Raw genomic sequence first — 13,449 nt, 5'->3', positions numbered from 1 at the left:
GCTACACCACTCCTGTCCCATGGTACAATATGAAAGCTTTGTGACGGGGCGTATCTGCAATGTTGGCCGCGACTATGTTGCGCGCCGAGAGGGCTTGATGTGTCCTGCATCCAGATGTGGACGAAGGGCAGCAAGTCGAGATTCTGATCGAGCGATAAGGTAGAGGTTTCGAAATTTGCCAACCGCGAAACTCGTTTTCGTCGTGGATGATAATCCCTCCATGCTCCGCGGGATCGGACGGCTTCTGCGGGAGTATGGATTTGCATCCGTCTTATTCGAGACTGGAAGTGCCTTACTGAGGCATAGCAGCTTCGATAGTGCGGTTTGTCTAATCCTGGACATCAATCTCAGCGATGGTTCCGGGATCGAACTGCGGCACCGCTTGGCGGATCAAGGCATCGACGTCCCCGTCATCTACATCACCGGGAACGACAACCCGGCGACGCGCATGGCGGCGATGGCATCGGGATGCGTGGCCTATCTGACCAAGCCATTCACCGCCAATTCGCTGATCCAACCGATCGAGCGGTTGTTGGCTGGCGTGATCTAGCGGTTACAGTTCGTAATCATTCATCAATGGCTTGATCGAGCGTCAGCGCGGGCGTTCCCTTGCGCACGGTCGCAAAGCGGTCGAGTGGCACCGATGTCGACACCGTCAGAATGCTGCTGTCGACAACGTCGATCGAGAGCGCCTTCCCGCCGTCCATGTCCTCGAGAAGCTTGGGATCGGCAACATCGGCTGCGATGCACATGTTGGTTACGCACCAGGTATAGGGCAGGCGATAGATCTGCTTCTGGTCGACCGATAGTTTGACCCCGGCCTGCAGATACATCCCGACCGGCAGGAATAGCTGGACGCGGGTGGTGCCGTCTTCGCGCTCGACCAGGTCGATGCGAACGGCGGTCTGGCCGGTCGCGAAGCTGCCGGTGATCGTCGTTCGGCATAATGTCTTTGCGCCAGCTGCGTTGAAGCAGAGCTTTTGCCACTCGCCATATTTGATGTCCCGGGCTGTGCGCACCCCACGCGGGGCTACTTCGGCACCATCCTTGACTGCGGCCGGCGGCGACGGGGCCTGTTGACTGTGCGCCGCACTGATGCTGGCCGCGAACAGCACCAACTTCGCCAAGGCACCGTATCGGACCATGGATGCTCCTCCAGCAAGATTGGCCGATCAGCGAACCCTGTCCAGAAATCGTTCGACCAGTGGCGACCAGATGGGAATGGAAGCGGGAGAGCCGATCAGGAAATGCCCTTCGTCGCCGAACGGCGGCAACAGATGGTATTCGGCTCGACCGCCGGCGCGCGTGAATGCCTCGTGCATTCGCTTTGACAGGGCCGGACCGAAGAACGTGTCGTTCTCGATGTAGAGCCACAGCATCGGCACCCGCGATGTGTGACCAAACGCGCCAGTCGCTTCGACCAGTCTGTCGGGACCGCAATTGTTGTTGGGCTTGCCATCGACACGACCGCCGCGCCCCGCTGCAAAGGTGATGATAGCCTTGACTTGCGGCGGATTGAGGCTCGACAGCGCGATCGCCGCCCAGCCGCCGGCCGACTGTCCGACGACGATGACGTCTTTCGGCACGATGCGCTTTTCGGCAGCCATGTAGTCGATGATCCAGAGATCGACCTGCGCGACGGCAAGGCCTGGATCGAGGAAGTTCGGATTGGTGCATTTCCCGATCTTGGAGAAGAACGGGCCGTACAGACCGCGTTCCGGAATATCGATGGCTGCCGCGCCATAGCCGGTCCCGACCGGCGCCACCACGAGATAGCCGCGCTGAGCAAACCACATTGCGGCATCGCGGAATTCGACCAGCGGGAAGAAGCTGCGATCCCTGGCGTTCAACGACACGCCATGGTTCATGATGACCAGCGGGAAAGGGCCGTCGCCGAGCGGACGAACCAGATAGGCGAACATTGGGAGCGGTAGCGGCAACACCCAGATCTCTTCCTGGATGCGCTGGGATGGCCCTTGCTCGTCGGCGCGTGCTGGAGCGATCAGGCCAAGCAACAGAAGCGCTCCGATTGCGAGGAACCGTAAGCGGTGCTGACGCATGCCATGCCTCCAGCGGTCATTTTGCAAATGTGCAGGTCACGACGATCGAACCGAGCAACGTGAGAAGCACATTGCCGACCGCGAGGCTTGATCTGAATCAACGAGCAGCTGACCCGCGGGCGCGACGACAGGCGACCATTGTGGCGTCATACGGCGGGCTTGATGTCAATCCAGGGAAAGACGAGTTGGATGCGCTGGTTTCCGCCGGCGAGCTGGCTCGCCGACTACCGCGCATCCTGGCTCGGGGCGGACGCAATCGCCGGGGTCACGCTGGCGGCTTACGCGATCCCGGTGTCGTTGGCCTATGCAGGACTCGCCGGCCTGCCGCCGCAGATCGGCGTCTACGGCTACCTGCTCGGCGGCGTGGGATACGCTTTGCTGGGCTCGTCCCGGCAACTCGCGGTGGGACCGACCTCGGCGATCTCGCTGATGATCGCCGGCGCCGTCGGCATATTAGCCGGCGGCGATGCGACACGTTACGGGCAGATCGTCAGCCTGGTTGCCTTCAGCGTCGCACTGCTCTGCCTGATTGCCTGGCTGTTCAAGCTCAGCCTGCTGGTGCGGTTGATCAGCGATAGTATTCTGGTGGGCTTCAAGGCCGGAGCGGGGCTCACCATCATCATGAGCCAGTTGCCGAGCCTGTTCGGCGTGGCCGGAGGCGGTCACAACTTCTTCGATCGCGCGATCAAGCTTGCCGGCCAACTCGGCGATACCAGGCCGCTGGTGCTCGGCTTTGGCGTGGCCGCGACCATGCTGCTCTTGCTCGGCGAGCGCAGGCTGCCTGGAAAGCCCATTGGGCTGGCGGTGGTCGCGCTATCGATCCTTACTGCCAGCGCACTGGGGCTCGCGCAGCTGGGATTGCCGGTGACCGGCGCGATCCCGACCGGGTTGCCGACCATTTCGGTACCGACATTTGGTTTGCTCGAGTTCGACGATCTTTTTCCGATCGCGGCCGGATGCCTCGTGCTCGCCTACGTCGAAGGCGTGTCCGCCGCGCGAAGCTTCGCGGCAAAGCACGGTTACGCACTGGATGTTCGGCAAGAGTTTCTGGGACTCGGCGCGGCCAATCTCGCCGCAGCTTTTGGGCATGGTTATCCCGTCGCCGGCGGGCTGTCGCAGTCGGCCGTCAATGACGCCGCCGGCGCGCGGACGCCGCTGGCGCTGGTGTTTTGTTCGGCAACCCTCGCACTCTGCCTGCTGTTTTTCACGGGGCTGCTGACCAATCTGCCGAAGTCCGTGCTCGCCGCGATCGTTTTTTCGGCCGTCTACAAACTGGTCGATATCCCGGCGCTCGCCAGAATGTGGCGGATCAGTAGGATTGACTTCTATGCAGCTGTCATCGCGCTGGTATCCGTGCTGTTCCTCGGGATATTGCAGGGCGTCCTGCTGGCGGCCGTCGCCTCCATCTTCCTGCTGGTGCTGCGCGCATCGCAGCCCAACATCGCGTTTCTTGGCCGTCAACCCGGCAGCGGCCGCTATTCCGACCGGGCACGACATGATGATGTCGAGCCGTTGATCGGGATCATGGCGTTCCGCCCGGAAACCTCGCTACTTTATGTCAATGCCGAGACGATCTTCGAAACCGTACTGGCGGCGCTTCAGGTGTCTCCCGACGTCAGGCTGGTGGCCTGTGACCTGTCGGCCTCGCCGTTCATCGACCTGGCGGGGTCACGCATGCTGCACGACCTTCACCAGGAACTCGCATCGCGCCACATCACGTTCTGTATCGTCGGCGCGCACGCGCAATTGCGGGATCTGCTTCAGGCGGATGGTCTCGCCGACAAGACCGACAGCGCCGACTGGATGCGCACGCTCGACAGCGTATTGAGCGACAGAAAGCCGTAGGCAAACACTTGGCGTGCGCAGCCCTCGCGGACCGCTCCTCGACAACGCAGCCTTGTTGCATCGCAAGACGTTGCGCTCGCCCGGCGGCTGCGAGCTTTGTCTCATTCCGACTGCGGCTTGACCTGGATCAAAGGGAGCGATGGGGCCGGTTCTTACGATTGCACAGAACCAGCGCCAAAATCGGGAGACATTGATGGCCAACGACGCGAAGCCGGCCCAGCAGCGCATCGACCAGTTCTTCTCCGGACCTGGCGGACGAGCCGACAATTGGCGCGATCTGGTCGAGGCGGCAAAGGTGTGGAGCAGGGGCGGTGGCCGTGCGGCGTACGACGCGGCGCTGTCGGCGCTTGCGATCACCGAGGAGTTTCACGGCTACCCGGGACTTCGCTTGATGGCGGCGCTGAAGGAAGCCGCGGCGGCGGGCGACGCCGCCACCTCGCATATGCTTGCGACGCGGATCGCGCAGGCACTTCAGACAAAATCCTTCCGCCAGCATTCTGGAGACTGGAGCACGCAAGATGAGAGCAATGGCGACGTTCCCGATTTGCTGCCGCCAACTCTCGGACAATCGGCGGCGCGCCGTCCTTACTTCGAGACCCTGATCGTGACCGGCGTGCCGGCCAGCAACTGGCCAGGACTTTTGGTGGAATGGCGCAAGCTGCGACGTCCGGTCGATGCTTTCATCTACGAGCCCGTCGTGGTGGGCAGCCTCGAGGATGCCTTCTGTGCGGCAATGCTCAATCCCAATATCGCGGCGGTGGTGATCAATGAAGGCTTCGGGCTGCGCTCGCGCCACGATGCGCCTGTGCTTCGCGCCATGACGGGCGCCATGGGGCTCAGCGACGAGTCCGATGCGTCCGCGCTGCGGCTGGCCCATATCCTGAAGCGGGTCCGTCCCGAGCTTGATCTCTATCTCATGTCCAATCGCGACGTCGAGGAGTTGGCCGGCAATCCCGAGGCCGACGTGGCGCGCCGGGTGTTCTACTCGGTCGAGGATATCCTCGAATTGCACCTTTCAATTCTGGAGGGCGTGCAGGATCGCTTCGATACGCCGTTCTTCGACAATCTGAAGAAATACGCGCAGCGGCCGATCGGCACCTTCCACGCGCTGCCGATCGCGCGGGGCAAGTCCGTGTTCAAGTCGGACTGGATCCGCGACATGGGCGAGTTCTACGGGCTGAACCTGTTCCTTGCCGAGAGCAGCGCCACCACCGGCGGCCTCGATAGCATGCTGGAGCCGACCGGCAACATCAAGAAAGCGCAGGAGAAGGCCGCGCGCGCACTCGGCGCGGACCGGGTCTACTTCGTGACCAACGGCACCTCGACATCCAACAAGATGGCGGTGCAGGCGCTGCTGGGTCCCGGCGACATCGCGATCGTCGATCGCAATTGCCACAAGTCGCACCACTACGGCATGGTGCTCGCCGGCGCGCAGCCGCTCTACGTCGAGGCATTCCCGATGACGGAATACTCGATGTACGGCGCGGTGCCGCTGAAGACGATCAAGCAGGCGCTTCTGAACGCGAAGGCCGATGGCCGGCTCGACCGGGTCAAGATGATCGACCTGACCAATTGCACCTTCGACGGTCACATCTACAACACGCGGCGGGTGATGGAGGAATGCCTCGCGATCAAGCCCGATCTGATCTTCCTCTGGGACGAGGCCTGGTTCGGCTTCGCGCGGTTTTCGCCATTCCTGAGGCGGCGAACCGCGATGGGCGCGGCGAACGAGATCGAAGCCTGGATGCGCGATCCCAAATCGGTTGCCGCTTACGAGAAGCAGCAGGCCGAGCTCGGCAAGAGCCCCTCGGACGACGTGCTGCTGAAGACCAGGCTGATCCCCGATCCGCGCCAGATCCGGTTGCGCGTCTACCAGACCAACTCGACCCACAAGTCGATGTCGGCGATCCGGCAGGGCTCAATGCTCTCAGTCAAGGACATCGAATTCCACACCGTCGAAGCACAGTTCAAGGAGGCCGTATTCACGCACGCGTCGACCAGCCCCAACCAGCAGCTGATCGCAAGCCTCGACGTCTCGCGCCGGCAGATGGAGCTCGAGGGATATGGCCTGGTGGCCAATGCCATGGAGATCGCGTTCGCGATCCGCAACGCGGTCAACACCAATCCGCTAATCTCCGGGTATTTCCGCGTGCTCGGCGCGGATGCGATGGTGCCGAAGGAATATCGCCAGAGCGGCTTCACCGACTATCTGGCTGATGGCACCAATTGGGCGAGCGCGCTGAAGAGCCTGAACGACGACGAGTTCTGCCTCGATCCGACCCGCATGACGCTGGTCTGCGGCACGGCCGGGTACGACGGAACGCAGTTCAAGGGCCTGCTCGCCAGTCGCTATAACATCCAGGTCAACAAGACCTCGCGCAACTCGGTTCTGATCCAGTCCAACATCAATAATACGCGGAGCGACGTCGCGCATCTTGTCCGGGTGCTGGCCGAAATCTCCGGTGAGATCGATCGCGGGCTGGCCAAGGGCGGAGCGAACGCCAGGGTCAGCTTCGACATGCGGGTCAACAGCCTGATGAAGGACGTGCCTGACCTGCCGAACTTCTCGCATTTCCACGATGCCTATCGCGGCGACGCCGGCACCAAGACGAACGAGGGTGACATCCGCGGCGGATTCTATTCAGCCTACGACGCTGCCGGATGCGAATATATTCGCCTGAACGATCCCGAGATCGACAGACGCCTGAAGAATGGACCCGATCTCGTCTCCGCGAACTTCGTGATCCCGTACCCGCCGGGCTTCCCGATCATGGTGCCTGGCCAGGTCATCACGCAGGAGACCATCGATTTCATGCGCAAGCTGGATGTGAAGGAAATCCATGGCTACGACGCGACCGAGGGTTTGAAGCTCGTCACGGCCGAGGCGCTGGCCAGGAAAGGTAAGCCGAAGACGGCGGCGCCGAAGCTGAAGGCTGCATCATAAGAGGAGGAGTTATCGCAAGGCGTCGCCGCATCCTTGCGGCGATGATCCTTGCGCCACAGGTCGTAACGCAACCGGTTCCTGGAGGGACATTATGAGGAAAGTGGGTTTGATCGGAGCTCTTGCTGCGCTGGCGATTGGATTGGCTGGCTTCAGCACGCCGTCGGCGGCGGAAACCGGCTCGGTCGCCGTCATCTTCACCAAGGGCGGATTCATCGTCGGCGTCGGAGGCGGTGAGGGCGTCTTGACGCTGCGCGGCAAGCACTATCCGTTCACGGTCTCGGGCATGAGCGTCGGCTTCACGATCGGCGCATCCACCACCAAATTTGTCGGCCGCGCTATCAACCTCAGGGGGCCTGCCTCCATCGAGGGCTCCTACAGCGCCGCAGGCGCCGGTGGAGCAATCGCCGCGGGCGCCGGAGGCGTGCAACTGCAGAATGCCAATGGCGTGATCCTGCAGCTCAGCGGCCCGAAGGTCGGTGCCGAAGTCTCGGCCGCTGTGGGCGGCGTCTCGATCCGCTTGAAATAGGTCCGAGGGATCCAGGCCGCGCGCCCGGCACGGCCTGTCCTTTCAGTAGCGTTCCTCGACGAACGTCATCCCGCGCAGGCCGGCCTGATCGTTGTAACGGCCCTTGTTGGAGCGTCGGGGCAGCTTGACCTTGTCGCGCTTGACCCGTCCGTGAGGAATTGTCTTCAGCAGGAATGAGATGCAGTTCAGCCGCGCCCGCCGCTTGTCGTCGGAGCGGATCACGTTCCAGGGCGCGTGCTTCGAGCTCGTCGCCTTGAACATCAGGTCGCGCGCGCGGGAGTAATCGTACCAGCGCCGGTAGGATTCCGTGTCCATCGGGCTCAGTTTCCACTGCCGCATCGGATCGTCGATCCGCGCCCTGAAGCGGCGTTCCTGCTCATCCATCCCGACCTCGAGCCACAGCTTGATCAGGATGATGCCGCCCTCGATAATGTATTGCTCCATCTGCGGGCAAAGCGAGAGAAACCGCTTGTGCTCCGCCGACGTGCAGAACCCCATCACATATTCGACGCCGGCGCGATTGTACCAGCTGCGATCGAAGATCACGATTTCCCCGCCGGCCGGAAAATGCTGCATGTAACGCTGGATGAAGAGCTGGGACTTCTCGCGATCGGATGGCGCGGGCAGCGCGACCACGCGAAACACGCGCGGGCTGACCTTCTCGGTCAGGGCCTTGATCGTGCCGCCCTTGCCGGCTGCATCGCGTCCCTCGAACAGGATGATGACCCTGAGCTTGTTCGCTTGTACCCAATCCTGGAGATGGCAGAGCTGGACCTGGAGCTTCTGCAGTTCTTCTTCATAAGCCTTGCGCTTCATCTTCCCAGCGGACTTGTCTTTCGCCATCGATGTCCATCCATCGTTTGAGCTAGTCGCCCCAGGCAATGACGATGCCGATGTCGCCGGGCATGCCGCCGGGGTAATCGACGACCTGGTAGGCGATGCGATAGCCACGCGGCTGCAGGTAATCCGCCCAGAGCTGGTAGATCTCCTTGGGAATGCCCGTCAGGGTCTTCTCCCAGCCCGTTTCCATCTGATTGATGGCTCGCCCTCTGTCGGTGCACAGCGTGTTGGGGAAGCGATAGACCTGCACTTCGCTCAGGCCGTTGCGCACCGCGCGCTGAATCACCGTCGATGCCAGCTTGATCTTCTCGTCCTCGCTGAGACCGGAAGGCTTGCTCAGCCGCTCGATCAAGGCGCGCTTTTCAGCTTCGATGACGGCGGCGCGCTTGGCGTTCTCCTCGGCCTTCTCGGCTTCCTGGAGCGCGGCCTGCTTCTGGATCTCGTGCGCGTTCGGGATCAGCTCGTCGATCTTGTCTCGCATGGCTGGGGACTCCTAAGCCCGATCATCCACCTTGCCCCCGAAACGGTAGGGATGAGCCGACGGGCCTCCTTGATCCAGATCAATCAAGCGCGATAGGATCATCAGCAGTGTCGATCAAGATTGCCTGCGGTTTTTGCTACCGGGAGACTTGGCTTGAACGAACAGATCCATCCGGCAGCCCCCCATCATCTGCCGTTCTTCATTCCCGGCGCCGACGGGTCGGACACCCTGATGGTGGTGATGGGTATTTTCCTCGTAGCTACGGTCTTGTGGGTTGGCACTCTCTACTGGAAGCTGCACAGCCTGCCGGAGCGCATGGCGCACAAGTCCCAGAAGCTTCAGTTTGAGATCGTCGCCGTCCTCGGCCTGATATCGCTTTTCACCCACATGCATATCTTCTGGATCGCCGGCCTGCTGCTGGCACTCGTCGATCTGCCGGATTTCGGCACGCCGATGCGCAGCATTGCCGATTCCGTCGAGCGCATCGCCGACGCCACGCCAGGCGCGCCCGCTGCCGAACCGGAAGCCGAAGCCGTACCTGGCAGCAGCCCCGACACCCGGGCGCCCGCGAAGCAAGAGGTGCACAACCATGCTTGAGCTCATGATCTGCTCGCTGGTGACGATCCTGCCGGATTACCTTTACCGCCGCTATCGGCAAGGCAAGCGGTTCGGCAAGGAGATCACGTTCTTCTCCGTCTGGTACGAACTGAGATGGGGGATCACCGGCTGCTGATGCTCACGATCTCGCTGATCACGATGATCTTCTACTTCCATCCCGCGACAACCTCAGCGGCGATCTACTTCAGGACCGTGCCGATCCTGCCCGAGGGTTCCGGCCGCGTCGTCGAGGTCAATGTCGACTTCACGGCGCCGGTGAAGAAAGGCGACGTTCTGTTCCGGCTCGATAGTTCGAAGCAAGAGGCTGCGCTGGAGACCGCCAGGCGAAAGATCGCCGAGGTCGATGCGTCGCTGATCTCGGCGCAGGCCGATGTCGTCAAGGCAGACGCTCAGATCGGGGAGGCGAAAGCCTCATTGCAGCAGGCAAAGGACGAGCTGGATGTGAAGAGCGAATTGCAACGCCGCAATCCCGGCATTGTACCGCAACGCGACATCGAGAAGCTGCAGGTCCTGGTTGATCAGCGGCAGTCCGGCGTCGATGCGGCCAACGCCGTCAAGGAATCGGCGACCTTGCGCGTCTCCACGCTCCTGCCGGCCGAGAAGGCGAGCGCCGAGGCCACGCAGGCGCAGGCGCAAGTGGATCTCGACAAGACCTTCGTCCGTGCCGGCGTCGATGGCCGCGTCGAACAATTCCTGGTTCGTCCGGGGGACCTCGTCGCTCAGATCATGCGGCCAGCCGGAGTCATGATACCGGACGAAGCGGGCCGCAACAGGTTGCAGGCAGGATTCGGGCAGATCGAGGCCCAGGTGATGAAGCCCGGCATGATCGCGGAAGCCACGTGCATCTCGAAGCCCTGGGTGATCATTCCGCTTGTCGTCACCAGCGTGCAGGATTTCATCGCCGCGGGTCAGTTTCGGGCCAGCGAGCTGTTGATCGACCCGCAGAACCTGCAAAAGCCGGGTTCGATCCTCGTGTTTCTTGAGCCGCTCTACAAGGACGGCCTTGATGGCGTGACGCCGGGCAGCAGTTGCATCGTCAATGCCTACACCAGCAACCATGACGTGATTGCCGATCCGAAAACCGGCACGTTGAAGGGCTTCGCCCTGCACGTCGTCGACGCGACCGCACTCGTTCATGCCCTGCTGCTGCGGATCCAGGCTCTGCTGCTGCCGATCCAGACACTGGTGCTCAGCGGTCACTGACGATCGCGAACAGGGAGACCGCAGATGAAACCGGACCGCAAGCTTCGCGCAATCGTGGTGACGGGCATGATCTTCGCATTGCCGGATTGCGCGCGCGCCTTCGATCTCACCGGAGCGTGGGCCACGAGCGCCGAGCAGTGCCGAAAAGTGTTCGCCCACAAGGGCCGGGCGAACCAGCTCACCTTCACGAATTTCTCGGGCGTCTATGGCGGTGGGTTCATCGCCGAGCCCGATCGCCTCCGGGGCAAGTTCGAGAACTGCAAGATCAAATCGCGCAAGGACGACGGCCAGGATATCAACATCATCGTCAGTTGCGCGTCGGGAATCATGGTATCGAACGTGCAGTTCTTCCTTAAGGCCGTCGACGACGATACCATTACGCGCCAGTTCCCGGGCATCGAGGGGATGGAGGTCAACTATCATCGTTGCAAGCTCTAGAGGCGTCCGCTCGCCGCGCTGGCGCGGCGCCGCCAAACTGTTCTCGGCTGACGCCGGACCGATTGGGTAGCGCGCCGTGGATCCGAGCAGGTTGCCGAGGTCATTGCGCATCGCCCTGGTGGTGGGAATCGTTCTTCTGGCGGCGGGGGCCGGCTTGCTGGCCTATCGCTGGTATGAGCGGCCGACGACCTTGACGATCGCAGTGGGCTCCCTGGATGGCGAAGCCGGCAGGTTGGTCTCGGCGATTGCCGCAAAGCTCGCACAGTCGAAAGCGCCGGTCCGCCTCAGTCTGGTGCAGACCCCGGGGCCACTTGAATCCGCCACTGCATTCGCGTCCGGAAAGGTCGACCTCGGCGTCGTCCGTGGCGATGTCGGCGACCTCTCGCAAGCTCAGGCCGTCATCGTATTGGCCCACGCTACCGTGCTGATGATCGCGCCGCCCGGCACGTCGATATCCGATGTGACGGAGCTGAAGCGTGCCACGATCGGTGTGATTGGCGCGGAAGCCAATCAGAAGCTGATCAAGGTGCTGACCGACGAGTACGACCTGACGCGGGCCGGTGTGACGTTCAAGCCGCTTGCCCCCGCGGACGCACGCCGGGCCCTCGACACCAAGGAGGTACGGGCGATCCTGGTCGTCGTGCCCCTGACCGAAAGGTATCTTGCGCTGCTGCGCAATGTTTTCCCGCACACCGCGCGCGCTGGCCCGGTGATGATCGCCATCGAATCCGCCGGAGCGATCGCCGAGAAGGAGCGCGCCTATGCGAGTTTTGACGTGCCGAAGGGAACCTTGCGTGGCTCGCCGCCGATTCCTGCCGATGACCTGACGACGCTGCAGACGTCGTTCTATCTGGTGGCGCAGAAGAAGCTCGGGAATGACCTGATCGGCGACCTGACGCAATCGATCATGAATGCGCGTCGGGACCTGCTGGCCGAACTGCCGGCGCTCTCCCAGATCGCGACGCCTGATACCGATGCCGGCGCCTACATCCCGGTGCATCCCGGGGCGGCGGCGGTCTATGATGGGACCAGGGAGAGTTTTCTCGACCAATGGGGCAATGCGATCTTCCTGGCGCCGATGGTCGCGGGCGGGCTTGCGTCCGTGCTTGCGGCGGCGTGGAAATTCCTCCGGTCGGCTGAGGCACCGAGCCGCAAAGAGGCGCTCGATACGCTTTATTCGCTCGGGCCTCGGATCCGGGCGGCTGGGCATGAATCGGAGCTGGAAGAGATCGAGCGCGAAATCGACCGGGTGCTGCGTACGCAGCGTGAACAGCCGGTCGCGGACGACAAGGCCGAGCGCGCAGTCACGGCGGTCAACGTCGCCGCGCATCGGCTCGAGAACCTGATCCATGATCGCCGCATCCATCTTGCGTCGCAGCAGCCGGGCCAAATCGGAAGTTGAGCGGACGGACATTTTCCTTGATCTCGATCAAGGAGGGGGCATGGCCGTGGACGATGCTGTCGACCGTTGGTGTCGATGGAGGTCGCGATGTTCCGTTGGGGCAAGACTCTGCTCGCGGTTGCGCTGGTGTCGTTGGCATCAGTTGCCGCATTCGCGCAGACCGCTGACAAACCGCCAGCCCAAACCAGTCAGCCCGTTCAGGCCAACCAGCCGGCGGCGGCGACACAACCGGCCGATCAGCTGCTGAAGCCTGAACAGCTGGAAGCTCTGGTGGCACCAATCGCGCTCTATCCGGACTCGCTGCTGGCCAACGTGCTGGCGGCCTCGACCTATCCGCTCGAAGTCGTGCAAGCCGATCGCTGGCTGAAGGAGCGCAAGAGCCTGAAAGGGGACGCGCTGAAAGCCGAGGTCGACAAGCAGGCCTGGGATGACAGCGTGAAGGCGCTCGCGAGCACCGCGGACGTGCTCGCGATGATGAGCGACAAGATCGATTGGACCAAGAATCTGGGCGACGCCGTGCTGGCCCAACAGGCCGACGTTATGGATGCGATCCAGCGGCTCCGCAGCAAGGCGCAGGCCAACAACAAGCTGGTGACGACCAAGCAACAGAAGGTCAGCGTCCAGACCCAGGAGAACAAGCAGGTCATCGTCATCGAGCAGACCGATCCGAACACGCTCTACGTACCCTATTATGATCCGGCCACGGTCTATGGCTCGTGGCCTTATGCAGACTATCCGCCATATTACTTCGGCTATCCGTCCTATATCGGCGCCGGTGTGATCGCGGCAGGCCTTGCCTTCGGCGCCGGATGGGCGATCGGTCGCTGGGGCAATTACTGGGGCGGCGGCTGCAACTGGGGCAATCGCAACGTCTACGTCAATCACCGGACCACCAACATCGGAAATGGCTGGCAGCACAATTCAGCGCATCGCCAGGGCGTTCGCTATAACAACAGCAGCGTGCAGCAGCGCTTCGGCGGCAGCAGCAACCGTGCGGGTGCCAGCGATCGGATGAATTATCGCGGCCGCGACGGTCAGCAGGTCCTCAATCCCGGCGGCGATCGCCCGGGCGCGGATCGCGCAGGCGACCGG

General features: G+C 62.5%; 12 protein-coding genes and 1 pseudogene. 9 read left to right on the top strand and 4 right to left on the bottom strand.

Translation table 11 applies throughout. The annotated features are described in order from the left end of the window. Positions 1–175 precede the first annotated feature (175 nt). Entirely contained in the window at positions 176–550 is a 375-nt protein-coding gene (locus tag H8B02_RS06825; protein ID WP_229165534.1) for a response regulator transcription factor, read from the top strand. A 16-nt stretch (positions 551–566) separates the two neighbouring features. On the opposite strand, the gene H8B02_RS06820 is transcribed toward H8B02_RS06825, so the two are convergent. Then, positions 567–1,115 carry an invasion associated locus B family protein gene (locus H8B02_RS06820; RefSeq protein ID WP_229165532.1) on the bottom strand — a complete coding sequence of 183 codons (549 nt, stop codon included), beginning with the start codon at positions 1,113–1,115 and terminating at the stop codon, positions 567–569. Between the two features lie 57 nt (positions 1,116–1,172). Continuing rightward, entirely contained in the window at positions 1,173–2,060 is an 888-nt protein-coding gene (locus H8B02_RS06815) for an alpha/beta hydrolase family protein (protein WP_229165530.1), read from the bottom strand. A gap of 162 nt (positions 2,061–2,222) precedes the next feature. On the opposite strand from H8B02_RS06815, the gene H8B02_RS06810 reads away from it, so the two are divergent. From H8B02_RS06810 to H8B02_RS06800, 3 genes are all read left to right on the top strand, one after another. After that, positions 2,223–3,905 (top strand): SulP family inorganic anion transporter, encoded by a 1,683-nt coding sequence (locus tag H8B02_RS06810; RefSeq protein ID WP_229165528.1) that lies wholly within the window; start codon positions 2,223–2,225, stop codon positions 3,903–3,905. Between the two features lie 193 nt (positions 3,906–4,098). Beyond that, positions 4,099–6,849 carry a decarboxylase gene (locus H8B02_RS06805; RefSeq protein WP_229165527.1) on the top strand — a complete coding sequence of 917 codons (2,751 nt, stop codon included), beginning with the start codon at positions 4,099–4,101 and terminating at the stop codon, positions 6,847–6,849. Positions 6,850–6,940: 91 nt separating this feature from the next. Continuing rightward, on the top strand, positions 6,941–7,375 hold the full coding sequence (locus tag H8B02_RS06800) for a hypothetical protein (protein WP_229165526.1): 435 nt from the start codon (positions 6,941–6,943) through the stop codon (positions 7,373–7,375). Positions 7,376–7,417: 42 nt separating this feature from the next. Here the strand turns inward: H8B02_RS06800 and ppk2 are convergent, their stop codons facing one another. Together ppk2 and H8B02_RS06790 are read right to left on the bottom strand one after the other, a co-directional pair. Then, positions 7,418–8,218: a polyphosphate kinase 2 gene (gene ppk2, locus H8B02_RS06795; protein WP_229165524.1), complete on the bottom strand. Its 801-nt coding sequence runs from the start codon at positions 8,216–8,218 to the stop codon at positions 7,418–7,420. A gap of 22 nt (positions 8,219–8,240) precedes the next feature. Beyond that, positions 8,241–8,696 (bottom strand): hypothetical protein, encoded by a 456-nt coding sequence (locus tag H8B02_RS06790; protein WP_229165522.1) that lies wholly within the window; start codon positions 8,694–8,696, stop codon positions 8,241–8,243. 153 nt (positions 8,697–8,849) lie between these two features. Here H8B02_RS06790 and H8B02_RS06785 point away from each other — a divergent pair, with 153 nt between their 5' ends. The 5 genes and pseudogenes from H8B02_RS06785 to H8B02_RS06765 all read left to right on the top strand — a co-directional run. Further along, on the top strand, positions 8,850–9,293 hold the full coding sequence (locus H8B02_RS06785; RefSeq protein WP_229165521.1) for a hypothetical protein: 444 nt from the start codon (positions 8,850–8,852) through the stop codon (positions 9,291–9,293). After that, positions 9,286–10,517: pseudogene (locus tag H8B02_RS06780) on the top strand (HlyD family secretion protein). The gene H8B02_RS06785 and the pseudogene H8B02_RS06780 overlap by 8 nt, the downstream one beginning before the upstream one ends. 24 nt (positions 10,518–10,541) lie before the next feature. Continuing rightward, positions 10,542–10,955 carry a hypothetical protein gene (locus H8B02_RS06775; protein WP_229165519.1) on the top strand — a complete coding sequence of 138 codons (414 nt, stop codon included), beginning with the start codon at positions 10,542–10,544 and terminating at the stop codon, positions 10,953–10,955. Positions 10,956–11,046: 91 nt separating this feature from the next. Then, positions 11,047–12,357: a TAXI family TRAP transporter solute-binding subunit gene (locus H8B02_RS06770; protein ID WP_229165518.1), complete on the top strand. Its 1,311-nt coding sequence runs from the start codon at positions 11,047–11,049 to the stop codon at positions 12,355–12,357. An 87-nt stretch (positions 12,358–12,444) separates the two neighbouring features. Beyond that, a partial coding sequence (locus H8B02_RS06765; protein WP_229165517.1) for a DUF3300 domain-containing protein occupies positions 12,445–13,449 on the top strand: 1,005 nt, incomplete at its 3' end.

Origin of the sequence: Bradyrhizobium altum (genome assembly GCF_020889705.1) — a bacterium.
Classification (GTDB): Bacteria; Pseudomonadota; Alphaproteobacteria; order Rhizobiales; family Xanthobacteraceae; genus Bradyrhizobium; species Bradyrhizobium altum.
Note: the sequence above shows the minus strand (reverse complement) of the source record. Positions and strands in the feature narration are given on the sequence as shown.